The 23390-nt window shown below is 68.6% G+C and carries 18 protein-coding genes; 11 read left to right on the plus strand and 7 right to left on the minus strand.

The window, feature by feature from the left end; genetic code table 11:
* Positions 1 to 32 precede the first annotated feature (32 nt).
* Positions 33 to 776 carry a response regulator gene (locus tag I6H87_RS04110; RefSeq protein ID WP_011614591.1) on the minus strand — a complete coding sequence of 248 codons (744 nt, stop codon included), beginning with the start codon at positions 774 to 776 and terminating at the stop codon, positions 33 to 35.
* Positions 777 to 1114: 338 nt separating this feature from the next.
* On the opposite strand from I6H87_RS04110, the gene I6H87_RS04115 reads away from it, so the two are divergent.
* Genes I6H87_RS04115 through I6H87_RS04130 form a run of 4 tightly spaced genes read left to right on the plus strand, consistent with a single transcriptional unit; the run spans position 1115 to position 10496 of the window.
* Positions 1115 to 2566 carry an MdtA/MuxA family multidrug efflux RND transporter periplasmic adaptor subunit gene (locus I6H87_RS04115; protein WP_136227737.1) on the plus strand — a complete coding sequence of 484 codons (1452 nt, stop codon included), beginning with the start codon at positions 1115 to 1117 and terminating at the stop codon, positions 2564 to 2566.
* A gap of 9 nt (positions 2567 to 2575) precedes the next feature.
* A complete protein-coding gene (locus I6H87_RS04120; protein WP_010812182.1) occupies positions 2576 to 5698 on the plus strand; it encodes an MdtB/MuxB family multidrug efflux RND transporter permease subunit in 3123 nt (1040 codons plus the stop codon).
* Between the two features lie 2 nt (positions 5699 to 5700).
* Positions 5701 to 9000: an efflux RND transporter permease subunit gene (locus I6H87_RS04125; RefSeq protein ID WP_010812183.1), complete on the plus strand. Its 3300-nt coding sequence runs from the start codon at positions 5701 to 5703 to the stop codon at positions 8998 to 9000.
* A 17-nt stretch (positions 9001 to 9017) separates the two neighbouring features.
* The gene (locus I6H87_RS04130) at positions 9018 to 10496 is read left to right on the plus strand and encodes an efflux transporter outer membrane subunit (RefSeq protein ID WP_051398457.1); all 1479 of its coding nucleotides are present in this window, start codon (positions 9018 to 9020) and stop codon (positions 10494 to 10496) included.
* Here I6H87_RS04130 and I6H87_RS04135 read toward each other — a convergent pair.
* Positions 10483 to 11388: a LysR family transcriptional regulator gene (locus tag I6H87_RS04135; protein ID WP_010812185.1), complete on the minus strand. Its 906-nt coding sequence runs from the start codon at positions 11386 to 11388 to the stop codon at positions 10483 to 10485. The two genes, I6H87_RS04130 and I6H87_RS04135, sit on opposite strands and share 14 nt — an antisense overlap.
* Before the next feature lie 111 nt (positions 11389 to 11499).
* Between I6H87_RS04135 and I6H87_RS04140 the strand changes: the two genes are divergently transcribed.
* The 7 genes from I6H87_RS04140 to I6H87_RS04170 all read left to right on the plus strand — a co-directional run bounded on the left by I6H87_RS04140 (position 11500) and on the right by I6H87_RS04170 (position 18139).
* Complete coding sequence (locus I6H87_RS04140) at positions 11500 to 11952, plus strand: PACE efflux transporter (protein WP_010812186.1); 453 nt, start codon at positions 11500 to 11502, stop codon at positions 11950 to 11952.
* A gap of 156 nt (positions 11953 to 12108) precedes the next feature.
* On the plus strand, positions 12109 to 13362 hold the full coding sequence (locus tag I6H87_RS04145) for a flavin-dependent oxidoreductase (RefSeq protein WP_011614588.1): 1254 nt from the start codon (positions 12109 to 12111) through the stop codon (positions 13360 to 13362).
* A 51-nt stretch (positions 13363 to 13413) separates the two neighbouring features.
* Positions 13414 to 14565: an ABC transporter substrate-binding protein gene (locus tag I6H87_RS04150; protein WP_041687157.1), complete on the plus strand. Its 1152-nt coding sequence runs from the start codon at positions 13414 to 13416 to the stop codon at positions 14563 to 14565.
* A complete protein-coding gene (locus I6H87_RS04155; RefSeq protein ID WP_010812189.1) occupies positions 14562 to 15149 on the plus strand; it encodes a MarR family winged helix-turn-helix transcriptional regulator in 588 nt (195 codons plus the stop codon). Before I6H87_RS04150 ends, I6H87_RS04155 begins: the two co-directional genes overlap by 4 nt.
* A 48-nt stretch (positions 15150 to 15197) precedes the next feature.
* Positions 15198 to 16799, plus strand: coding sequence for a D-alanyl-D-alanine carboxypeptidase/D-alanyl-D-alanine endopeptidase (gene dacB / locus I6H87_RS04160; protein ID WP_011614586.1), 1602 nt, complete (start codon positions 15198 to 15200; stop codon positions 16797 to 16799).
* A gap of 189 nt (positions 16800 to 16988) precedes the next feature.
* Positions 16989 to 17816 carry an AzlC family ABC transporter permease gene (locus I6H87_RS04165; RefSeq protein WP_041687155.1) on the plus strand — a complete coding sequence of 276 codons (828 nt, stop codon included), beginning with the start codon at positions 16989 to 16991 and terminating at the stop codon, positions 17814 to 17816.
* Positions 17813 to 18139, plus strand: coding sequence for an AzlD domain-containing protein (locus I6H87_RS04170; protein WP_011614584.1), 327 nt, complete (start codon positions 17813 to 17815; stop codon positions 18137 to 18139). Before I6H87_RS04165 ends, I6H87_RS04170 begins: the two co-directional genes overlap by 4 nt.
* Before the next feature lie 202 nt (positions 18140 to 18341).
* On the opposite strand, the gene I6H87_RS04175 is transcribed toward I6H87_RS04170, so the two are convergent.
* The 5 genes from I6H87_RS04175 to fba all read right to left on the minus strand — a co-directional run bounded on the left by I6H87_RS04175 (position 18342) and on the right by fba (position 23375).
* Positions 18342 to 19331 (minus strand): L-threonylcarbamoyladenylate synthase, encoded by a 990-nt coding sequence (locus I6H87_RS04175; protein WP_010812193.1) that lies wholly within the window; start codon positions 19329 to 19331, stop codon positions 18342 to 18344.
* A gap of 22 nt (positions 19332 to 19353) precedes the next feature.
* The gene (locus I6H87_RS04180; protein ID WP_011614582.1) at positions 19354 to 20598 is read right to left on the minus strand and encodes a 5-(carboxyamino)imidazole ribonucleotide synthase; all 1245 of its coding nucleotides are present in this window, start codon (positions 20596 to 20598) and stop codon (positions 19354 to 19356) included.
* Positions 20599 to 20640: 42 nt separating this feature from the next.
* On the minus strand, positions 20641 to 21138 hold the full coding sequence (gene purE / locus I6H87_RS04185) for a 5-(carboxyamino)imidazole ribonucleotide mutase (protein WP_010812195.1): 498 nt from the start codon (positions 21136 to 21138) through the stop codon (positions 20641 to 20643).
* Between the two features lie 159 nt (positions 21139 to 21297).
* Positions 21298 to 22206: a phosphoribosylaminoimidazolesuccinocarboxamide synthase gene (locus I6H87_RS04190; protein WP_010812196.1), complete on the minus strand. Its 909-nt coding sequence runs from the start codon at positions 22204 to 22206 to the stop codon at positions 21298 to 21300.
* Between the two features lie 104 nt (positions 22207 to 22310).
* The gene (gene fba / locus I6H87_RS04195; protein ID WP_010812197.1) at positions 22311 to 23375 is read right to left on the minus strand and encodes a class II fructose-bisphosphate aldolase; all 1065 of its coding nucleotides are present in this window, start codon (positions 23373 to 23375) and stop codon (positions 22311 to 22313) included.
* Between the last annotated feature and the right edge of the window lie 15 nt (positions 23376 to 23390).

The raw sequence follows: 23390 nt of genomic DNA on the forward strand, positions 1-23390 counted from the left end.
CATGCGGCGCCAGGGGGCGGGCGCCGCGGCCATTATTCGGGGAGTCCCGCGGACATCTCTTCCGCTTCGTCGGGCACGAAGGTATAGCCGCGCCCGCGCACGGTCTGGATATAGCGCGGGCGCTGCGCGTCTTCATCGAGCAGCCGGCGCAGGCGCCAGATCTGCACGTCGATACCGCGGTCGCTGATGCCGCTGGCGCTGCCGTACATCAGCTCGACGATGCGCTCGCGCGACAGCACTTCGAGCGGATGCATCAGCAGCAGCTTGAGCAGCGCGAACTCGGTATCGCTGATCGACAGCGTCTGGCCGGCACGGCCCAGCGTGCGCTGGCGGAAATTGACGCGGAACGGGCCGAAGGCGACCGATTCGCGGTCCTCGGGCGCGGCCGCGGGGCGTGCCAGCTTGCGGCGCAGCACGGCGTTGATGCGCGCCAGCAGCTCGCGCGGCGAGAACGGCTTGCCGAGGTAGTCGTCGGCGCCGATCTCGAGCCCGACGATGCGGTCGATCTCGTCGCTGCGGGCCGTGAGCAGGATTACGGGGATGTCGTCGTTCTTGGCGCGCAGGTTGCGCAGCGCGGTCAGGCCGTCGACCTTGGGCATCATCAGGTCCAGCACGATCAGCGCCGGGCGCTCGCGCTCCAGGCGCGCCTGCAGGCCGTCGCCGTCATGCATCACCGAGACGGCAAAGCCCTGCTGGGTCAGGTACTCGCGCAGCAGGTCGCGAAGTTCGGGATCGTCGTCGACGACGAGGATCTGGGTAGGCTGGTTCGTTCGCATAGGCACATGATAGTCAGCCCCGGCGCCACACATGCCGGTTTGGCCGGGCGGTTTTGTTTCCGGAGGTTACACCCGGGGCGCTGGTAATCCGCTGTAATAAAAGCGCCGGGCGCCGAAATACGGGCGTCCGGGCCCGCACATTATCCTTGCGGCATGACGTGCCACCGGCGCCGCCGCATTGCGCGCCACACGGCACTTGCCGGCCTGCCGGCCACCCGCGGCGTGCCCCTCCACGCGGCGGGCCGGCGCCCGTGGCGTTGCGGCATACTGCTGCATCGTCACTTGCCAGACCGAACATTGCAGGCGCGCCGCGCGCGCCGCCCCCAGGATTTGCGGACATGTCCAACCCCGAACAAGGCCAGCCTACCCCCTCCCCGACCCCGTCTTCGCCTGCGCCCGAGGGCACTCCGCCGCGGCGCACCGGCCGGCGCCGGCTGACCGCCGGCGTGCTGGTGCTGCTGCTCGCGGGGGGCGCCTGGTACTGGTACGCCCATCGCGGCCAGGCGCCGCAGGAGACGGCCGGGGCTGCAGGCGCGCAGCGGGGCGCCAGCGGCCCGGGCGCGCGGGGTGGCGCCGGCGGCCCCGGCATGCCGCGCTCGCCCGTGGTGGTCGCCACCGTGGCCAAGCGCGATATGGATGTGGTGCTCAACGGCCTGGGCAACGTGACCCCGGTGTCCAACGTCACCGTGCGCGCGCAGGTGTCCGGCCCGCTGCTCAAGGTGCTGTTCAAGGAAGGCCAGATGGTCAAGGCCGGCGACGTGCTGGCCGAGATCGACCCGCGCCCGTTCCAGGCGGCGCTGGACCAGGCCGTGGGCCAGCTCGCGCGCGACCAGGCACTGCTGCAGAACGCCAGGCTCGACCAGCAGCGCTACCGCACCCTGCTGGGCCAGGACTCGATCTCCAAGCAGCAGGTCGATACCCAGGACGCGCTGGTGCGCCAGTACGAGGGCGTGGTCAAGACCGACCAGGGCAATGTCGCCAACGCGCGCCTGCAGCTGGGCTATACCAGGATCGTCGCGCCGGTGTCGGGCCGCATCGGCCTGCGCCAGGTCGACCCCGGCAATATCGTCAATACCAGCGACACCAACGGCATCGCGCTGATCACGCAGATCCAGCCCATCGCCGTGATGTACACCATCCCCGAGGACAACCTGCCCTCGGTGCTGAAGAAGCTCAACGCCGGCGAAGAACTTCCGGTGCAGGCGTGGGACCGCCAGGTGCGCAACCAGCTCGGCGAAGGTACGCTGCTGACCACCGACAACCAGATCGACACCACCACCGGCACGGTCAAGCTCAAGGCGGTCTTCCCCAACGCCGACGGCATGCTGTTCCCCAACCAGTTCGTCAACGTGCGCACGCGCGTCGATACGCTCAGGGACGCCACCGTGATCCCCGTGGCGGCGATCCAGCGCGGCCAGCAGGGTACCTTCGTCTACACCGTGGATGACAGCAGCAAGGTCAAGGTGCAGGTGGTCACGCTGGGCCCGGGCGACGGCAGCCGCAATGCCGTGCTCAAGGGCCTGGAGCCCGGCCAGCGCGTGGTGGTGGACGGCGCCGACCGCCTCAAGGAAGGCATGACGGTGGAGGCCGTCGACCCGGCCGCGCGCGCCGCCGCGGTGGTGCCGGCCAGCCAGCCGCGCGGGCGCGGCCGCCGCAACCGGGACGGCGGCGGTGCCAGCGGCGCGCACGCCGACGCCAGCGGGGCCGCGGCCCCCGGCGCGGCCGGCGAACATCGCCGCCACCGCCAGGCCGGCGCCAGCGCCCCGCCCGCCGGCGGCGCGCAGCAGTAAGGACAGCGCATGAACCCCTCACGCCTCTTCATCGAGCGCCCGGTCGCCACGGCGCTGCTGATGCTGGCCATCTTGCTGTCCGGGCTGGTGGCGTACCGGCTGCTGCCGCTGTCGGCGCTGCCCGAGGTCGACTACCCGACCATCCAGGTCACTACGCTCTATCCTGGCGCCAGCCCGGACGTGATGACCTCGTCGGTGACCGCGCCGCTGGAGCGGCAGTTCGGCCAGATGCCGGGCCTGAAGCAGATGTCGTCGTCCTCGTCGGGCGGCGCTTCGGTGATCACGCTGCAGTTCGAGCTGACGCTGCCGCTGGACGTGGCCGAGCAGGAGGTGCAGGCCGCCATCAACGCCGGCAGCAACCTGCTGCCATCCGACCTGCCGATGCCGCCGGTCTACAGCAAGGTCAACCCGGCCGACGCGCCGATCATGACCATCGCCATGACCTCGGACACCATGCCGCTGCCCAGGCTGCAGGACATGGTCGACACGCGCGTGGCACAGAAGATCTCGCAGATCCAGGGCGTGGGCCTGGTCACCATCAGCGGCGGCCAGCGCCCCGCGGTGCGCATCCAGGCCAACCCGGCCGCGCTGGCTTCGCTGGGCATGTCGATCGACGACCTGCGCACCGCCATTGGCGCATCCAACGTCAACGGCGCCAAGGGCAGCTTCGACGGCCCCGCGCGCGCCTCCACCATCGACGCCAACGACCAGCTGCGCTCGGCCGACGAATACCGCCAGATCATCCTGGGCTACAGGAACGGCGCGCCGATCCGCATCACCGACGTGGCCGAGATCGTCGACGGCCCCGAGAACAGCCGCCTGGCCGCCTGGGCCAACGACAAGCCCGCGATCGTGCTGAATATCCAGCGCCAGCCCGGTGCCAACGTGATCGAAGTGGTGGACCGCATCAAGGCGCTGCTGCCGCAACTGCAGAATGCGCTGCCGGCCTCGGTCCACGTGCAGCTGCTGACCGACCGCACCACCACCATCCGCGCCTCGGTCGAGGACGTGCAGTTCGAGCTGCTGCTGGCGATCGCGCTGGTGGTGCTGGTGATCTTCCTGTTCCTGCGCAATATACCGGCCACCATCATCCCGGGCGTGGCGGTGCCGCTGTCGCTGGTGGGCACCTTCGGCGTGATGTACCTGGCCGGCTTCTCGATCAACAACCTGACGCTGATGGCACTGACGATAGCCACCGGCTTCGTGGTCGATGATGCGATCGTGATGATCGAGAACATCATGCGCTACATCGAGAAGGGCGATTCGCCGATGGCGGCGGCGCTCAAGGGCTCGAAACAAATCGGCTTCACCATCATCTCGCTGACCTTCTCGCTGGTGGCGGTGCTGATCCCGCTGCTGTTCATGGGCGACGTGGTCGGGCGCCTGTTCCGGGAATTCGCGATCACGCTGGCGGTGTCGATCCTGATCTCGGCGGTGGTATCGCTGACGCTCACGCCGATGATGTGCGCGCGCCTGCTGCACCATGTGCCGGAAGAGAAGCTGTCGCGCTTTCACCGCGCCAGCGGCCGCTTCTTCGACAACGTGATCGAGCGCTACGGCCGTGCGCTGGAGTGGGTGCTCGATCGTCAGAAAGCGACGCTGGTCGTGGCCGTGGCCACGCTGGTGCTGACCGGACTGCTGTATCTGCTGGTGCCAAAGGGCTTCTTCCCGGTGCAGGACACCGGCGTGATCCAGGGCATCACCGAGGCCGCCCAGACCACCTCGTTCGACGCCATGGCGCGCCGGCAGCAGGCCGTGGCCAAGGTGGTGATGCAGGACCCGGCAGTGGCAAGCCTGTCGTCGTTCATCGGCGTGGATGGCACCAACACCACGCTCAACGCCGGGCGCATGCTGATCAACCTCAAGCCCAAGGGCGAGCGCGACCCCATCGACGTGGTCACGCAGCGCCTGCAGCAGGCCGTGCACGAACTGGGCGGCGTGTCGCTGTACACGCAGCCGGTGCAGGACCTGACCATCGAGGACAAGGTCTCGCGCACGCAGTACCAGTTCACCGTCGAGGACCCCGATCCCGCCACGCTGGCCGCGTGGGTGCCGAAGCTGGTGGAACGCCTGCGCCAGGAACCCGAGTTGCGCGACGTCACCAGCGACCAGCAGAACAACGGCCTGCGCGCCTATGTCGATATCGACCGCGACGCCGCGGCGCGCTTCGGCATCACCACCGCGGTGATCGACAGCGCGCTGTACAGCGCCTTCGGCCAGCGGCTGGTGTCGACCATCTTCACGCAGTCGAGCCAGTACCGCGTGGTGCTGGAGACCATGCCGGAATTCCGCAAGAATCCGCAGTCGCTGGCCGACCTGCGCCTGCCCTCCTCTTCCGGCGGCCAGGTGCCGCTGGGCGCGTTCGCGCGCATCACCGAACGCACCGGCCCGCTGGTGATCAACCACCAGGGCCAGTTCCCGGCGGCGACGATCTCGTTCAACCTGGCGCCGGGCGAATCGCTGGGCGCCGCGGTCGACAAGATCACCAGGGTCGAGCAGGAGCTGGGCCTGCCGATCTCGATGCAGACCAGCTTCCAGGGCGCCGCGCTGGCCTTCCGCGCGTCGCTGTCGAACACGCTGTGGCTGATCCTGGCCGCGGTGGTGACGATGTATATCGTGCTGGGCGTGCTGTATGAAAGCACCATCCACCCGGTCACGATCCTGTCGACGCTGCCATCGGCGGGCGTCGGCGCGCTGCTGGCGCTGCTGTTGGCGGGGCAGGACCTGGGCATCATTGCGATCATCGGCATCATCCTGCTGATCGGCATCGTCAAGAAGAACGCGATCATGATGATCGACTTCGCGCTCGAGGCAGAGCGCGAGGGCGGCATGAAACCACGCGATGCGATCTTCCAGGCCTGCCTGCTGCGTTTCCGCCCGATCCTGATGACCACCATGGCGGCCCTGCTGGCGGCGCTGCCGCTGATGCTGGGTTCCGGCATCGGCAGCGAACTGCGCCGGCCGCTGGGCGTGACCATGGTGGGCGGCCTGCTGGTCAGCCAGGTGCTGACGCTGTTCACCACGCCGGTGATCTACCTGGCGTTCGACCGCGTGGCCACGCGCGTGAAAGGCTGGCGCAAGCGGCGCTTCGGTGATCCGGAGGAAGGCGGCACGGGCGAGGAGCCGGTGTAACGATGAATCTCTCGGCTGCCTTCATCCACCGCCCCGTCGCGACCGCGCTGCTGACGCTCGGCATCCTGCTGGCGGGGCTGGCCGCGCTGCGGCTGCTGCCGGTGTCGCCGCTGCCGCAGGTGGACTTCCCGACCATCTCGGTATCGGCGTCGCTGCCAGGCGCGAGTCCTGAAACGATGGCCGCCACCGTGGCGACGCCGCTCGAGCGCGCGCTCGGCACCATTGCCGGCGTGACCGAGATCACTTCGAGCAGTTCGCTCGGCTCCACCCGGGTGACGCTGCAGTTCGACCTGTCGCGCAATATCGACGGCGCCGCGCGCGACGTGCAGGCGGCCATCAACGCCTCGCGCGCGACACTGCCGACCAGCCTGCCCAACAACCCGACCTACCGCAAGGTCAACCCGGCCGATGCGCCGATCATGATCATCGCGCTGACCTCGCCGACCATGACGCGCGGGCAGCTGTACGACGCGGCCTCGACCATCCTGGCGCAGAAGCTGTCGCAGGTCGATGGCGTGGGCCAGGTCACCATCGGCGGGGCCTCGCTGCCGGCCGTGCGGGTCGAGCTGAACCCGACCGCGCTGAACAACTACGGCATCTCGCTGGAGGATGTGCGCAACACCATCAGCGCGACCAACGCCAACCGGCCGCTGGGCACGCTGGAGAACGCCGCCAGCAACTGGCAGGTCTACGCCAACGACCAGGCGATGAAGGCGGAAGACTACATGCCGCTGATCATCCGCTATGCCACGCCGGGAACCTTCTCGTCGACGTCGGCGGGCGCGCTGATTGCCAGCACCGCCAACGCCGCCGCCAGCGGCGGCGTCAGCACCAAGGTGGTCAACGGCGTGACCGTGACCACGCTGACCACCAGCAGCGGCACCACCACCATCACCAGCGGCGCCACCGGAGGCACCAGTGCCACCAGCGGCCCCAACTCGTTCGCGGTGCCGGTGCGGCTGCGCGACGTGGCCAATGTGGTCGACTCGGTGCAGGACATCCGCAACGCCGGCTCGGCCAACGGCAAGCCGTCGGTGCTGCTGGTGCTGAACCGCTCGCCCGGCGCCAACATCATCGAGACCGTCGACCGCGTCAACGAGATGCTGCCGCAGCTGCAAAAGATGATCCCCGCGGCAATCTCGATGGACGTGATGATGGACCGCACGCCCACCATCCGCGCCTCGCTGCGCGAGGTCGAGAACACGCTGATGATCTCGGTGGCGCTGGTGATCATGGTGGTGTTCGTGTTCCTGCGCAATGTGCGCGCCACCCTTATCCCCAGCGTGGCGGTGCCGGTGTCGCTGATCGGCACGTTCTCGGTGATGTACCTGGCCGGGTTCTCGCTGAACAACCTGTCGCTGATGGCGCTGACCATCGCCACCGGCTTTGTGGTCGACGATGCCATCGTGGTGCTGGAGAACATCTCGCGTCATATCGAGGAAGGCATGAAGCCGCTTGCCGCGGCACTGCGCGGGGCGCGCGAAGTGGGTTTCACGGTGCTGTCGATGAGCCTGTCGCTGATCGCGGTATTCATCCCGCTGCTGATGATGGGCGGCATCGTCGGCCGGCTGTTCCAGGAATTCGCGATCACGCTGTCGGTGGCGATCCTGGTGTCGCTGGTGGTGTCGCTGACCACCACGCCGATGATGTGCGCACGGATGCTGCGCCCGCCCGAGCCGGAGAAGCAGGGCCGCTTCTTCCGCGCCACCGAGCGCATGTTCCAGTGGCTGCACGACGGCTATGCGCGCTCGCTGTCCACGGCGCTGCGCCTGAGTCCGCTGGTGTGGCTGGTGCTGATCGCCACCATCGCACTCAACGTGTACCTGTACGTGATCGTTCCCAAGGGCTTCTTCCCACAGCAGGACACGGGCCGGCTGATCGGCTTTATCCGCGCCGACCAGGCCACCTCGTTCCAGGCCATGCGCGGCAAGCTCGACAATTTCATCAAGATCGTCCAGTCCGACCCCGCCGTGGTCAACGTGACCGGCTTTACCGGCGGTTCCCAGCGCAATACCGGGCAGATGTTCGTCACGCTCAAGCCGCTGTCGGAGCGCAACGAATCGGCCGACGCCATCATCGCGCGGCTGCGCGGCAAGCTGTCCAAGGAGCCGGGCGCGAGCCTGTTCCTGCAGTCGGTGCAGGATATCCGCATCGGCGGGCGGCAGAGCAGCTCGCAGTACCAGTTCACGCTGCAGTCGGACGACCTGGAAGTGCTGCGCGCGTGGGAGCCCAAGGTGCGCGCCGCGTTGTCGAACCTGAAGGGGCTGGAGGATATCGACACCGATACCAACGACAAGGGCCTGCAGACCTCGGTGATCATCGACCGCGACGCGGCCTCGCGCCTGGGCGTGACCGCGCAGCAGGTGGATGCGGTGCTCAACGATGCCTTCGGCCAGCGGCTGGTGTCCACCATCTACCATCCGCTGAACCAGTACCGCGTGGTGATGGAGCTGAGCCAGGAATACCTGCAAGGGCCCGATGCGCTCAAGGACATCTACGTGGTCACCGGCAACGGCAACCGCGTGCCGCTGGCGGCGTTCGCGCGCGTGACCCCGTCCAGCACGCCGCTGGGCGTGAACCACCAGGGCCAGTTCGCGGCCTCGACGATCTCGTTCAACCTGGCCGAGGGCACTTCGCTGTCGCAGGCGACCGACGCGATCACGCGCGAGATGGCGCGCATCGGCGTGCCGGAGACGCTGCGCGCCAACTTCCAGGGCGGCGCCAAGGCGTTCCAGGATTCGCTCAAGAGTCAGCCGATCCTGATCCTGGCGGCGCTGATCACGATCTACATCGTGCTGGGCGTGCTGTATGAAAGCTATGTGCATCCGCTGACGATCCTGTCGACGCTGCCCTCCGCCGGCGTGGGCGCGCTGCTGGCGCTGCTGGCATCGAAGACCGACTTCAGCATCATCGCGCTGATCGGCGTGATCCTGCTGATCGGCATCGTGAAAAAGAACGCGATCATGATGATCGACTTCGCCATCGATGCCGAACGGCGCGATGGCCTGTCGCCGCGCGACGCGATCTACCGCGCCTGCCTGCTGCGCTTCCGCCCGATCCTGATGACCACCATGGCCGCGCTGCTGGGCGCGGTGCCGCTGGCAATCGGCCGCGGCGACGGCGCCGAACTGCGCGCGCCGCTGGGCATCTCCATTGTCGGCGGACTGGTGGTAAGCCAGCTGCTGACGCTGTACACCACGCCGGTGGTCTACCTGACGCTGGACCGCTGGCGCCTGAAGGTCAAGGCCTGGCGCCAGCGCCGCCGTGGTGCCGGCACGCCTGACCAGCCGGCCGCCGTCTAGATTTGCGAAGACTCGACATGACAGTTCTTTCCCGCCTCCTGACCCATGCCCTGCCGGTGTCGCTGGCCTGCGCGCTGCTGCTGGCCGGCTGCGCCGTCGGCCCCGACTACCAGCGCCCCGACGCGCCGGTTTCCGCATCCTTCAAGGAAGCCGATGCCGCCACCCCCGCCTGGACCGGCGACTGGAAGCCCGCCGAGCCGCAGGATGCGCTGGCACGCGCCGACTGGTGGACCGTGTTCGGCGATGCGCAGCTCGACGCGCTGATGTCCGAGGTGCAGATCTCGAACCAGAACATCAAGGCCGCCGAGGCGCAGTACCGCCAGGCGGTGGCGTCGCTGCAGGCCGCGCGCGCCGGCTTCTTCCCGACCGTCGACGCACAGGCCGGCGCCTCGCGCGCGCGCGGCGCCAGCGGCAGCACGCTCAACGGGCAGAGCGCGACCCTGGGCGCAACCTGGGAAATCGACGTCTGGGGCCGCGTGCGGCGCCAGGTGGAAAGCAGCGAGGCCAGCGCGCAAGCCAGCCAGGCCGACCTGGCCTCGACGCTGCTGTCGACACAGGCAACGCTGGCGCAGAGCTACTTCCTGCTGCGCGTGGCCGATGCGCAGAAGGCCCTGCTGGACCGCACCGTGGCCGACTACCAGAAGTCGCTGCAGCTGGTGCAGAATCAGTATGCGGCGGGCACCGCGCAGCGCTCGGACGTGCTGCAGTCCGAGACCCAGCTCAAGAGCGCGCAGGCGCAGCAGATCGACATCCAGATCACGCGCGCGCAGCTGGAGCACGCCATCGCGGTGCTGGTGGGCAAGCCGCCCGCGGCGCTGACGCTGGTCGCCGACGACTTCCGCACCGCGCTGCCGCGCGTGCCGGCCGCGGTGCCGTCGCAACTGCTGGAACGCCGCCCAGACATCGGCGCGGCCGAGCGCCGCATGGCCTCGGCCAATGCGCAGATCGGCGTGGCGCAGGCGGCCTACTATCCGACCCTGTCGCTGTCGGCCAGCGGCGGCCTGACCGCCAGCACGCTGGCGCGCTGGATGTCGCTGCCGGACCGGATCTGGTCGATCGGCGGCGGCCTGGCCGGCACGCTGTTCGACGGCGGGCTGCGCAGCGCGGCCAAGGCGCAGGCGGTGGCGGCCTACGACCAGGCCGTGGCCAACTACCGCCAGACCGTGCTGGGCGCGTTCCAGGAAGTCGAGGACAACCTCGCCGCGCAACGGCTGCTGGAACAGGAAGCGGTGGTGCAGAACGACGCGCTGCGCTCGGCGCGCGAGGCGCTGGTGCTGGTGAACAACCGCTACCGCGCCGGCACCGCTGGCCTGCTCGACGTGCTGACGGCGCAGACCAGCGCCTATACCGCCGAGCGCACCGCGCTGTCGATCGCCGGCCGCCAGTACACGGCGGCGGTGGTACTGATCAAGGCGCTGGGCGGCGGCTGGCATGCGCCCGGTGCGGAGGCTGCGCCGGCACAGGCCGGTTCGAACCAGGCCGTCAGCCAGCGCTAGCCGCAGGCGCGCGCGGCAGCGGCTGTTGGCAGATGCGCTCGCGCAGCCAGGTGGCAGCCTTGCCCAGCGGCCGCTGCTTGTGCCAGACCAGCTCCATCGCCACCGGCCAGTCCTGCTGCTGGAATGCCAGCGGCGGCGTCACCAGCCGCGCCGCGGCCGGCGAATTGGCCACCACGTGCCACGGCACGAAGGCCCAGCCCAGCCCGCGCTTGACCAGCTCCACGATCACCCACTGGCTTTCCACCCACCACACGTCCGCGGCCACGCGCAGGCGCATCTTCTCTTCGCTGTCTGAGCGGGTGGCGACCATCAGCTGGCGATAGCGCTTCAGTTCCTCCCAGTCCACACGCTGGCCGGCCAGCGGATGCTCGGGCGCGCACAGGATCTGCATCGGCACCCAGCCCAGCGCATGGAAGCCCAGCGCCGGTGGCAGCACCTCCTGCCGCCACATGATGCCGAGGTCGGCGCCGCCCTCCAGGACCAGCCGGCTGACGTCCTCCATCAGCGGAAACAGCAACTCAAGCTCCACCGCCGGGAAGCGGCTGGAGAACTCTTCCAGCAGCATGCCCAGCGTCTCTTCCGGATAGAGCTCGTCCACCGCCAGCACCAGCCGCGTCTCCACGCCCTCGCCCAGGCTCTTGGCCACGCCGCGGAAGTGCTCGCAGCGCTCCAGGATCACGCGCGCCTCGGCCAGCAGCCGCTCGCCCGCGGGGGTCAGTACCGGGTAACGGGCGGAGCGGTCGAACAGCGCGTTGCCGGCGTCGATTTCCAGGTTGGACACCGCCGCGCTGACCACCGACTGCGCCTTGCCCAGCCGGCGCGCGGCGGCCGAGAACGAACCGGTGTCAGCCGCCGCGACGAATGCCTGCAATTGCTCGATGGAGAGGCTCATAAATAACTTTCCATGCTTATCTATCTGTTTTACAGATAGTATCCAACTTGGCAATCCCTGCCCAGCAGATAGACTAGCTCCCATCGCGTTTGACACGCAAGGAGAACAACGATGCGCAAGACCTGGGACCGGATTCGCCACGCCGTCGGCTTCGAGGTGGTCGGCCTGCTGATTTTCGCGCCGCTGGCCAGCTGGGCCTTCGGCTACGAACTGCACGAGATGGGCGTGATCGGAGCGGTCGCCTCGCTGATCGCCACCGGCTGGAACTACCTGTACAACGTGCTGTTCGACAAGGGCATGCTGCGTTTCACCGGCCAGCTGCGCAAGTCGGTGCCGGTGCGCGTGCTGCACGCCGTGCTGTTCGAGCTGGGCCTGCTGGTGGTGTTCCTGCCGTCGGTGGCCTGGTACCTGGACATCAGCCTGGTCGATGCGCTCATCATGGACCTCGCCGTGGCCGGCTTCTACATGGTCTACGCGCTGGTGTACAACTGGCTGTACGACATCGTCTTCCCGGTGCCTTCGCTGCAGGCACAAGCCAAGCCGGAAGGCGCCGCGCTCGGCTGAGCGCGGGTTTTTCCCGACCCCGGAGGCGTCACTCCGGGGTCTTCCCCATCTTGTCGCATCCGGTCGAATTGTTATACTCCATAACAAATCCAATTCGACCGGAGGCAGCGCGCCCGCGCTTGCGTACCGGCGCATCCTGCACGCGGGGGAGACACCATGAAGATCGCAATCGCCGGTGGCGGCATCGGCGGACTGACGCTGGCGCTGCTATGCCACCGCCACGGCATCGAGGCCGAGGTCTGGGAGGCCAGCGAAACGCTGCGCCCGCTGGGCGTGGGCATCAACCTGCTGCCGCACGCCGTGCGTATCCTGTCCGAGCTGGGACTGCGCGACGCGCTGGCGGATATCGCCATCGAGACCTCGTCGCTCTCGTACTACAACAAGCGCGGCCAGCGCATCTGGCATGAGCCGCGCGGGCTGGCGGCCGGCTACGACTGGCCGCAATTCTCGATCCATCGCGGCGAATTCCAGATGCTGTTGCACCGTACCGCGGTGGAGCGCCTGGGCGCCGGCGCCGTGCATACCGGCCATGGCTTCGAGACCGTGCTGGACACCGGCGCGGGCGGACAGGCGCGCTTTGGCCTGCGCCGCCGCAGCGACAATGCCGAGGTCGAGGCCAGCGCCGATGTGCTGGTCGGCGCCGACGGCATCCACTCGGCGGTGCGCCGCCATTTCTACCCCACCGGCGACCTGCCGCGTTTTTCGCGCCGCCTGCTGTGGCGTGCGGTCACCGAGGCGCCGCCCTACCTGGACGGCCGCTCGATGTTCATGGCCGGGCACCAGGACCAGAAGTTCGTGGCCTATCCGATCTCGGAGCCGCTGCGCCGCCAGGGCCGCTCGCTGGTCAACTGGATCGCCGAGCTGCGCGTGCCCGACAGCGTGCCCGACACCCCGCCGCGCAGCGACTGGAACAAGCAGGTCGACAAATCCGTGTTCTGCGCCGCGTTTGCCGACTGGCGGTGGGACTGGATCGACATCCCCGCGCTGATCGACGGTGCCGAGGCGATCTACGAATTCCCGATGGTCGACAAGGACCCGCTGCCGCGCTGGACCTTCGACCGCGTCACGCTGCTGGGCGACGCCGCGCACCCGATGTACCCGATCGGCTCGAACGGCAGCGCCCAGGCGATCCTGGACGCGCGCTACCTGCTCGACAGCCTGCTCGGCACGCCCGACACCGGCTACGCGCTGCGCGAATACGAGGCCGAGCGCCTGCCGCGCACCGCCGGAATCGTGCTGCGCAACCGCATGAACGGGCCCGAGCAGGTGATGCAGCTGGCCGAGGAACGCGCGCCGCAGGGCTTTGCCGACATCGACCAGGTGATCCCGCGCGCGGAACTGGAGGCGATCTCGCTGCGGTACAAGCAGCTGGCGGGATTCGACCGGCAGTCGATGCAGGGCAGGCGGTAGGATCCGGCAGGTTTGACAATGCAGAACAAGACCATCGAGAGAGGAGACACCATGGCGCCCCTGACCACCACCAAGCTGGCCCGCCTCGCACTGGCCGCGGCCCTCGCCTTCAGCGCCGGCAGTGCGCTGGCCGACATCACCGTCGGCGTCAGCCTGTCCACCACCGGCCCGTCGGCGTCGCTGGGTATCCCGCAGAAGAACTCGCTGGCCTACCTGCCGCAGAAGATCGGCGGCGAAGCGGTACGCTACATCGTGCTGGACGATGCCTCGGACCCCACCCAGGGCGCCAAGGTGGCGCGCCGCTTTGTCTCCGAGGACAAGGTCGACATCATCCTGGGCTCGTCCGCGGTGGCGCCGTCGATCGCCATTGCCGAGGTGGCCGATGAGGCCCAGACCGTGCAGCTGGCGTTCTCGCCGATCGAACTCAAGCCCGGGCGCGGTGGCTGGACCTTCCGGCTGGCGCAGCCGGTGCGGCTGATGGCCAATGCCGTGGCCGCCACCGCCAAAACCAACGGCGTCAAGACCATCGGCTTTATCGGCTTTGCCGATGCCTACGGCGAGACCTGGCTGAAGGACTTCACCGCCGCCGCCAGCGCCAACGGCATCCGCCTGATCGCCACCGAGCGCTACGGCCGCGCCGATACCAGCGTGACCGCGCAGGCCATCAAGCTGATTGCCGCCAAACCCGACGCCATTTTGATCGCCGGCGCCGGCACCGGCGCCGCGCTGCCGCACACCACGCTGCGCGAGCGCGGCTACGGCGGCACCATCTACCACACCCATGGCGCGGCCACCAAGGACCTGATCCGCATCGGCGGGCGCATGGTCAATGGCGCGATCCTGCCGGCCGGGCCGGTGATCGTGCCGGAGCAGTTGCCCGCGGGCGACCCGGTGCGCAAGCCGGGGCTGGACTACGTCACCCGCTATGAGAAGCAATACGGGGCCGACAGCCGCACGCAGTTCGGCGCCCACGCCTACGACGCCGGGCTGGTGCTGGAGCGCATCGTGCCGGTGGCGCTCAGGCACGCCAGGCCGGGAACGCCGGCATTCCGCCAGGCGCTGCGGCAGGCACTGGAGACCGAGCGCGACATCGTGGTCTCGCACGGCGTGCTGAATTACAGTGGGCAAGACCACTATGGCTTCGACCAGCGCGGGCGGGTTATGCTGACCATCGACAACGGCAACTGGAAACTGCTGAAATGAATCCCGACGCATCCGGCACACCGCCCGCCGCACCCCCGCGCCCGCGCAGCACCACCGCCGCGTCCGCGCGGCGCAAGGCGCGAGACCCGCTTGCGCCGGATCCGGCCGCAAGCGGCGGTGCCGATGCCGGTTTCGACCCGCATGTGCCGAACATCGACTATGGCGTGCTCGACAATCTGATCGGCTACGCCATCCGCCGCGCGCAGATCCGCATCTATGAAGATTTCGTGCTGTCGCTGGCGCAATGGCAGATCACGCCGCCGCGCTTTTCGGCGCTGATCATCATCTCGCGCAACCCGCACCTGAAGCTGACCGAACTGGCGCAGATCCTCGGCATCGCGCGCTCGGGGGCGGTGCTGCTGGTCGACGCGCTGGAAGAGATGAACCTGGTGGCACGCCGCCCGGCAGCCGGCGATCGCCGCGCCTACAGCCTGGTGCTGACGGCAGCCGGCCGCCGCACGCTGGAAGCCGCCACGCAGGCGGTGGTGGCGCACGACGCGCACGTCGGCTCGGCGCTGAGCGAGGCCGAGCAGGCCACGCTGAAGTCGCTGCTGGCTCGGCTGGCGCCGCCGCGGGCCGGCTGAGGGCAGTCGGCAAGACTGTCATCTGCCGGCCCGCGGCCATGCGTTAACATGGCCGCCATGCCAAGAACAATCGCCGCGCCTACTGCATCGCGACCCGGCGCCCTGCTGCGCTGCCTGTCGCCACTGCTCTCGCCCATCCTTGCCGCCGTGCTGCTGGCCGGCGGTCCCGCGCCCACCCCGGCGCAAGCCAAGGCGCCCGCCAAGACGGTCAAGGCGGCAAAAGCGGCGAAGGCCGCCACCGCCGCAAAAACCGCTGCCGATCCCGCACTGGTGAGCGCCGGCGTGCCGACCCCGGTGGCCGCGGCGCTACGCCGAGCCGGCGTGCCGGCGTCGGCCGCCAGCTTCTACGTGGTCAGGCTGGGCGCGGGCACCGCCCGCGCCAGCTGGAATGCGCAGCAGCCGATGAACCCGGCCTCGACCATGAAACTGGTCACCACCTTTGCCGGGCTGCAGCTGCTGGGGCCCGACTACCGCTGGCAGACCTCGCTCTATGCCGACGCCCAGCCCGGCTTCGACGGCACCGTCAACGGCAACGTCTACCTGCGCGGCCACGGCGATCCCAAGCTGGTGCCCGAGGAAATGGCCAAGCTGGTGGCGAAGGCGCGCGCCGGGGGCGCTACCGGCATCAACGGCGACCTGGTGCTGGACCGCAGCTACTTTGCCGATGGCCTGGACGGCAACGGCACCATCGACGGCGAAGTGCAGCGCGCCTACAACGTCGGCCCCGATGCGCTGCTGTATGCGTTCAAGACGCTGTCATTCACGCTGACGCCGGACCCGGCCAGCCAGACCGTGGCAGTCAGCGTCACGCCCGAGCTGGCGCAGCTCAAGCTGGACAACCGGCTCACGCTGACCAACGGCCGCTGCGGCGACTGGCAGTCCAGCGCCAGCCCGAGCGTGCTGCCGCAGGCGGACGGCACCGTGCTGGCGTCGTTCTCGGGCGACTATGCCAGCGACTGCGGCGAGCACGTGCTCAATATCGCCACGCTGTCGCATGCGGAGTTCACATGGGGCGGCTTCGTCGCCGAATGGCAGCGCGCCGGCGGGCGCTTTGCCCATATGCCCGCGCTGCGCAGCGGCAAGGTGCCGCGCGGCGCGGTGCTGCTGGCGCGCCACTACGGCCTGCCGCTGGCAGACATCGTGCGCGACATCAACAAGTTCTCGAACAACGTGATGGCACGCCAGCTGTTCCTGACCATCGGCGCAGAAATGGACCGCGGCGGCCCGGCCAGCACCGGGCGCTCGATCCGCGTGGTGCAGCGCTGGCTGGCGCGCCAGGGGCTGGACATGCCCGGCCTGGTGCTGGACAACGGCTCGGGCCTGTCGCGCGAGGAACGCATCAGCGCCTATGACATGGCGCGCCTGCTGCAGCAGGCCGCGGCCAGCAACGTGGGGCCGGTGCTGATCGATTCGCTGCCGGTGCTGGGCGTCGACGGCACGCTGCGCAACCGCCTGACGCGCGCCAACGCGGCCGGCAACGGCTACCTGAAGACCGGCACGCTGGCCGACGTGCGCGCGCTGGCCGGCTATGTGGATGCTGCCGACGGCGGCCGCTACGTGGTGGTCAGCATGATCAACCATCCCAATGCCGCGCAGGCGCTGGAAGCACACGACGCCTTGCTGCAATGGGTGTACCGCGGCGCACCCTAAGTCCGCGCCGGGCAGGCCGCGGCGCGGCGCCGTGGCCTGGCGCCAACGCCGCGGCCGCATTTTGTTAAGCGGACGCTTACCAGCGTCCGATCCGCCCCTATAATGCCAGGGTGCCGGCCGCGTCCTGCGGCGGCAGCCTTCCGGGCCGGCCCTCGGCCCCGGGCCTGCATTGCCCCCTCGCCCTCTGACATGACTTCCCGACAACCCCCGGTGTGGTTGCGCCTCTGGCATCGCTTCGCACCCGCCGAACGCGCCGGCTTTATCGACGGCGCGCGCTACTTTGCCCCGTCCCTGCCCGCGGTCTTCTCCTGGGGCCTGGTGACCGGCGTGGCAATGAGCAAATCCGTAATGACCGTGCCCGAAGCCATCGGCATGTCGCTGCTGGTCTATGCCGGCTCGGCGCAACTGGCCGTGCTGCCGCTGTTCGCCGCGGGCCTGCCGCTGTGGACCATCTGGCTGACTGCGGCCGTGGTCAACCTGCGCTTTGTGATCTTCAGCGCCGGCATGCAGCCGCACTTCAGCTACATGCCGCTATGGCGGCGCACCATCCTGGGCTCGTTCAACGGCGACCTGCACTTCGTCTACTTCCTGCAGAAGTACAGCACGCCCGGCTACGAGCCCGGCAAGGAAGGCTACTTCTGGGGCATGGCGCTGACCAACTTCTGCATGTGGCAGCTGTCGTCGATCATCGGCATCGTGCTGGCCAGTCTGTTCCCCGACAGCTGGGGCCTGGGGCTGGCCGGCACCATGGCGCTGATCCCGGTGATGATCGCCACCATCAACTCGCGCTCGACGCTGCTGGCAGTGGTGGTGTCGGCGGTGCTGGCGCTGCTTTGCTTCGATTTGCCGTACCGTCTCAGCCTGGTGGTGGCAGTGGTGGGCGCGATTGCCGCCGGCATGGCCAGCGACGACTTGGCCGCGCGCGCGGCACTGCGCGGCATCCGCCGGCGCAAGCCCAAGGCCCCCGAGGTCACCAACGCCGCCGCGCCGGAAACGCCGCCGGGAGACCGCGCATGAGCCATCTTGAAATCTGGATTGCCATCCTTGGCATGGCGGTCGTCACCATCGTCACGCGCGCGCTGTTCCTGATGGCCGGCGAGCATGTCACCGTGCCCGACCGCATCGCGCGGGCGCTGCGCTATGCACCGGCCGCGGCGCTGGCGGCGATCATCCTGCCGGACCTGATGACCTGGCAGGGGCATTTCACGGTGGCGTTCTCCAACGACAAGCTGATGGCGGGGATTGCGGCCACGCTGTTCTACCTGCTGACGCGGAAGATGGTGGGGATGATCGTGGTGGGGATGGCGGTGTATACGGCGCTGAGGCTGCTGGGCGGCTGAATTGGCGGCATCGTGCTTGGCACACGCCGGCCCTCTTCCTGGCTCCTCTCCCGCACGCGGGAGAGGGAGCAAACCGGCAGGTTATTTGCACCGCATGAGTCAGGAACCACCGCCTGTGTGCTCCCTCTCCCGCTTGCGGGAGAGGGTTGGGGAGAGGGCCGGAGCTTCAACGAAGTAAAGCCCCCAGGCAAGCCACCGCCCCCTATCCCCCAAACGCCGCCGCCGCCCGCTCCAGCCGATCCCGCACCCCCGCCCAATCCTGCCCTTCAGGCAACACCTCGAACATCAGCTGCGTATAGCCCTGCTTGTCGAGCTTGCGCAGCAAGCGGTAAAGCTCGCGCGCATAGGCCGCCGCATCCGCAGGCGCCTGCACCCAGGTACAGCGCTGGTCCACCAGCGGCGCCCGGCCGACCCACGCCACGCGGGCATCGTCCGGCAGCGAGGCCAGCTGCGCCGAAGCTGCTTGCGCATCGGCCAGCAGCAGCGGTGTGTGCGGCGCGTAGTGAGCCTTGAGCGTGCCTGAAGCCCGCGGCGCGGCCGCGTCGGGCGGCAGCGGGGCCGCGCCCAGTACCTGCGCCATCATCGCCGCGGTGATCGCCCCCGGCCGCAGCAGCACCGGGCCGATGCCCTGGTCCAGCCGCGACAGGTCGACGATGGTCGATTCGATACCGACCTCCACGCCATCGCCTTCCAGCACATAGACCGCATCGCCGAATTCATCGCGCACATGCTGCGCGGTGGTCGGGCTGACCTGGCCGAACTTGTTGGCCGACGGCGCGGCAATGCCGCCGCGGCCGCGCTTGAAGCGCGCCAGCAGCGCCTGCGCCACGGGGTGCGAGGGGCAACGCACGCCAATGCTGTCCTGGCCGCCGGCGACGGCCGGATGGATATGCGCGGCGCGCTTCAGGATCAGCGTCAGCGGGCCGGGCCAGAACGCGTCGATCAGTTGCTGCGCTGCCTCGGGGACCTCGTCGGTCCAGTAGCCGATATCGGCGCCGTCCACCACGTGGACGATCACCGGATGGTTCGACGGCCGGCCCTTGAGCGCGAAGATGCGGGCGACCGCCTCGGGGTTCTCGGCATCCGCACCGAGCCCGTAGACGGTTTCGGTGGGAAAGGCGACCAGTTGCCCGGCCTCGAGCAGGCGGACGGCTTCGTCCAGTTCAGCGGCCGTGGGCATGCGCGGCGACATCGTGTTCCTTGGAGCTATGGCTTCAGAGCGGGATATGCAGCGCCTGCGCGGCGGCGGCAAAGGCGGCGTCGGCCGCTTCGGCATGCTCGCCCACGCAGTTGACGTGGCCCATCTTGCGCGACGGGCGCGCATCGCCCTTGCCGTACAGGTGCAGCTTGGCGCCGGGTTGCGCCACCACCTCGTCCCAGGAAGGCGTACGCTCCAGGCCGAACTCGAACCACACGTCGCCCAGCAGATTCAGCATCTTGCCGGCCGAGTGCTGGCGCGTGCTGCCCAGCGGCAGCCGCGCCATGGCGCGCACCTGCTGTTCGAACTGGCTGGTCTCGCACGCATCCATGGTGATATGGCCGGAGTTGTGCGGGCGCGGCGCCATCTCGTTGGCGACCAGCGAGCCGTCGGTCAGCACGAAGAACTCGATGCACAGCACGCCGACGTAGCCCATCTCCGTGGCGATGGCAGCCGCTGCGGCACGCGCGCGGTCGGCGATCTCGGGCGACACGCTGGTCGACGGCATCACCGTCGAGAACAGGATGCCGTCGCGGTGCACGTTCTCGGCCAGCGGCCAGGTGGCGGTGGAGCCGTCCGCGGCACGCGCGGCCAGCACCGAGACCTCATAAGCCAGCGGCAGCATCTGCTCCAGCACGCACGGCACATGCTGCATGGCGTTCCAGGCGGCGCGCACGTCGTCGCGCGTCTTCACGCGCGCCTGGCCCTTGCCGTCGTAGCCCATGCGCGCGGTCTTGAGGATGCCGGGCAGCACGTGGTCGGGCAGCTGGTCGACATCGGCATCGTGCTGGATCACCCAGTGCGGGGCCGGCGACACGCCGGTGCGCTCGGCGCACGCGGCAAAGAACTTCTTCTCGCCGATGCGGTTCTGCGCGATCGACACGCAGTAGCCGCGCGGCGCGACAAAGGCGCCCAGCTGCTCGAGCCGGTCCAGCGACAGCGACGGCACGTTCTCGAACTCGGTGCTTACCGCCTGGCACAGCTTGCCCATCTCGGCCAGCGCGGCCTCGTCGGTGTATTGCGCACAGATATGCTTGTCCGCCACCGAACCGGCCGGGCTGTCCTGGTCCGGATCGAGCACGCATACGCGATAGCCCATCGCCTGCGCCGCATGCGTGAACATGCGGCCGAGCTGGCCGCCACCCAGCATGCCGAGCCACGCACCAGGCAGGATGGGCGCGTCGGGACGGTCGACGCCGAACTCGGCGCGCGATTCCGGCGTGTGGGCTTCGGAGAGATAGGGATGGATATCGGTGGGCATTGCTAGGTTCCGTGGGATGTCCGGATGATTACAGCGGCAGCATTACAGTGGCAAAGTCATCGCGCGCGCGGCTTCGGTCTGCTTCGCGCGGAATGCTTCCAGCGCGCCGGCCAGCGCCTCGTCGGTGGTGGCCAGCGTGGCGATCGCGTGCAGCGCGGCATTGGCGGCACCGGCCTCGCCGATGGCGAAGGTGGCCACCGGCACGCCCTTGGGCATCTGCACGATCGACAGCAGCGAATCCTCGCCGCGCAGGTACTTGGACGGCACCGGCACGCCGAACACCGGCACGATGGTCTTGGCGGCGATCATGCCGGGCAGGTGCGCGGCGCCGCCGGCACCGGCGATGATGGCGCGGATGCCGCGGCTGCGCGCGCTCTCGGCATAGCGGAACATGTCGTCCGCCATGCGGTGCGCGGACACCACCTGGGCTTCGAACGGCACGCCGAAATCCTTCAGCATGGCCACTGCGTGCTGCATCACGTCCCAGTCGGAACTGCTGCCCATCACCACGCCGACCAGCGGCTTGTCTTGCTTGCTCACTTCAGATCCTTGATTGTTTGCTCCCCTCTCCCGCTTGCGGGAGAGGGGCCGGGGGAGAGGGCTGGCGTTTCCCGACGCGTGGCGCCTTGCTAAACCACCCCTCTCCCCGGCTCTCTCCCGCTGAGGGGAGAGGGAGAACACCGTCGGGAAATTGATAACTTACTGCAGTTCTTCGCCCGTCAGACGCGTCAGCGCTTCACGGTACTTGGCGGCGGTCTTTTCGATCACCTCGTCCGGCAGTTGCGGCGCCGGCGCGGTCTTGGGCCAGGGCTTGCCGTCGATGCGCACGGCTTCCAGCCAGTCGCGCACGAACTGCTTGTCGAACGACGGCGGGTTGGTGCCCACCTGGTAGGAATCGGCCGGCCAGAAGCGCGACGAATCGGCGGTCAGGACCTCGTCCATCAGCGTCAGCACGCCATTGTCGTCCAGGCCGAACTCGAACTTGGTATCGGCGATGATGATGCCGCGCGTGGCCGCAAACTCGGCCGCTTCCTTGTACAGGCGGATCGAGATATCGCGCATCTGGCGCGCCAGCGCGATGCCGATGCGGGCCTCGACTTCGGCGAACGAGATGTTCTCGTCGTGCTCGCCCATCTCGGCCTTGGCGGCCGGGGTGAAGATCGGCTCGGGCAGCTTTTGCGCGTTCTGCAGGCCGGCGGGCAGCTCGATCCCGCACACCTTGCCGGTGGCCTGGTAGTCCTTCCAGCCGCTGCCGGCGAGATAGCCGCGCACCACGGCTTCGACCAGGATCGGCCGCAGGCGCTTGACCACCACGGCGCGGCCCTTGACCTGCTCCACTTCCTCCGGCGCGACCACGGTCTCGGGCGCGATGCCGGTCTCGTGGTTCGGCACGATGTGCGCGAGCTTGCGGAACCAGAAGTTCGCCATCTGGTTCAGCACGCGGCCCTTGTCGGGGATCGGCTCGCCCATGATGACGTCGAACGCCGACAGGCGGTCAGTGGTGACGATCAGCAGCTTGTCATTGCCGACGGCATAGTTGTCGCGCACTTTGCCGTGGCCCAGCAGCGGCAGCGAGTTGATGGAGGACTGGTAGAGAGCGTTGGACATGATGGTTCCGATAAAACGGCGAAGCCGCCGGGCGCTGGATGCGTGCCGCGGCGGCCGGAACTGCAATCCGCCTTCCCCTAGCGCGGAAGGCGGACTAGGGACATTTACTGCACGACCTGCGACAGCTTGCCCGCCTTGTACTGCTGCGCGATATCGGTCAGGCCGATCGGCTTGATCTTGCCGGCCTGGCCTTCGCAGCCGAAGGCGATGTAGCGCGCCTTGCACACCTGCTTGGCGGCTTCGCGGGCCGGCTTCAGGTATTCGCGCGGGTCGAACTTGCTCGGGTTCTCGGCGAAGAAGCGGCGGATCGCGCCGGTCATGGCCAGGCGGATGTCGGTGTCGATGTTGATCTTGCGCACGCCGTACTTGATCGCTTCCTGGATTTCCTCGACCGGCACGCCGTAGGTTTCCTTCATGTCGCCGCCGAACTTGCGGATCTCTTCCAGCAGTTCCTGCGGCACCGACGACGAGCCGTGCATCACCAGGTGGGTGTTGGGGATGCGGGCGTGGATTTCCTTGATGCGGCTGATCGCCAGGATGTCGCCGGTGGGCTTGCGCGTGAACTTGTAGGCGCCGTGCGAGGTGCCGATGGCGATGGCCAGGGCGTCCAGCTGGGTGGCCTTGACGAAGTCGGCGGCCTGCTCCGGATCGGTCAGCAGCATGGAGTGGTCCAGCACGCCGACGGCGCCGATGCCGTCTTCTTCGCCGGCTTCACCGGTTTCCAGCGAGCCCAGGCAGCCCAGTTCGCCTTCCACGGTCACGCCGACGGCGTGGGCCAGCTGCACCACCTTGCGGGTGACGTCGATGTTGTACTCGTACTCGGCCGGGGTCTTGCCGTCTTCGCGCAGCGAGCCGTCCATCATCACCGACGAGAAGCCCAGGTCGATCGCGCCCTGGCAGATCGCCGGCGACTGGCCGTGGTCCTGGTGCATCACCACGGGGATGTGCGGGTAGGCTTCGACCGCGGCTTCGATCAGGTGGCGCAGGAAATGCTCACCGGCGTATTTGCGCGCGCCGGCCGAGGCTTGCATGATCACCGGGGCGTTGACCTCGTCGGCCGCCTGCATGATGGCCTGCACTTGCTCGAGGTTGTTCACGTTGAAGGCCGGCAGGCCGTAGCTGTTCTCGGCCGCGTGGTCCAGCAGCTGGCGCATCGATACGAGTGGCATGTCTAACTCCTAAAT

Source organism: Cupriavidus necator, from assembly GCF_016127575.1.
Classification (GTDB): Bacteria; Pseudomonadota; Gammaproteobacteria; order Burkholderiales; family Burkholderiaceae; genus Cupriavidus; species Cupriavidus necator_D.

What these genes read in the sequence shown, in the direction of transcription:
- I6H87_RS04110 (WP_011614591.1), bottom strand. Translation starts at nt 776, where the DNA reads ATGCGAACGAACCAGCCTACCCAGATCCTCGTCGTCGACGACGATCCC.
- I6H87_RS04115 (WP_136227737.1), top strand. Translation starts at nt 1,115, where the DNA reads ATGTCCAACCCCGAACAAGGCCAGCCTACCCCCTCCCCGACCCCGTCT.
- I6H87_RS04120 (WP_010812182.1), top strand. Translation starts at nt 2,576, where the DNA reads ATGAACCCCTCACGCCTCTTCATCGAGCGCCCGGTCGCCACGGCGCTG.
- I6H87_RS04125 (WP_010812183.1), top strand. Translation starts at nt 5,701, where the DNA reads ATGAATCTCTCGGCTGCCTTCATCCACCGCCCCGTCGCGACCGCGCTG.
- I6H87_RS04130 (WP_051398457.1), top strand. Translation starts at nt 9,018, where the DNA reads ATGACAGTTCTTTCCCGCCTCCTGACCCATGCCCTGCCGGTGTCGCTG.
- I6H87_RS04135 (WP_010812185.1), bottom strand. Translation starts at nt 11,388, where the DNA reads ATGAGCCTCTCCATCGAGCAATTGCAGGCATTCGTCGCGGCGGCTGAC.
- I6H87_RS04140 (WP_010812186.1), top strand. Translation starts at nt 11,500, where the DNA reads ATGCGCAAGACCTGGGACCGGATTCGCCACGCCGTCGGCTTCGAGGTG.
- I6H87_RS04145 (WP_011614588.1), top strand. Translation starts at nt 12,109, where the DNA reads ATGAAGATCGCAATCGCCGGTGGCGGCATCGGCGGACTGACGCTGGCG.
- I6H87_RS04150 (WP_041687157.1), top strand. Translation starts at nt 13,414, where the DNA reads ATGGCGCCCCTGACCACCACCAAGCTGGCCCGCCTCGCACTGGCCGCG.
- I6H87_RS04155 (WP_010812189.1), top strand. Translation starts at nt 14,562, where the DNA reads ATGAATCCCGACGCATCCGGCACACCGCCCGCCGCACCCCCGCGCCCG.
- dacB (WP_011614586.1), top strand. Translation starts at nt 15,198, where the DNA reads ATGGCCGCCATGCCAAGAACAATCGCCGCGCCTACTGCATCGCGACCC.
- I6H87_RS04165 (WP_041687155.1), top strand. Translation starts at nt 16,989, where the DNA reads ATGACTTCCCGACAACCCCCGGTGTGGTTGCGCCTCTGGCATCGCTTC.
- I6H87_RS04170 (WP_011614584.1), top strand. Translation starts at nt 17,813, where the DNA reads ATGAGCCATCTTGAAATCTGGATTGCCATCCTTGGCATGGCGGTCGTC.
- I6H87_RS04175 (WP_010812193.1), bottom strand. Translation starts at nt 19,331, where the DNA reads ATGTCGCCGCGCATGCCCACGGCCGCTGAACTGGACGAAGCCGTCCGC.
- I6H87_RS04180 (WP_011614582.1), bottom strand. Translation starts at nt 20,598, where the DNA reads ATGCCCACCGATATCCATCCCTATCTCTCCGAAGCCCACACGCCGGAA.
- I6H87_RS04190 (WP_010812196.1), bottom strand. Translation starts at nt 22,206, where the DNA reads ATGTCCAACGCTCTCTACCAGTCCTCCATCAACTCGCTGCCGCTGCTG.
- fba (WP_010812197.1), bottom strand. Translation starts at nt 23,375, where the DNA reads ATGCCACTCGTATCGATGCGCCAGCTGCTGGACCACGCGGCCGAGAAC.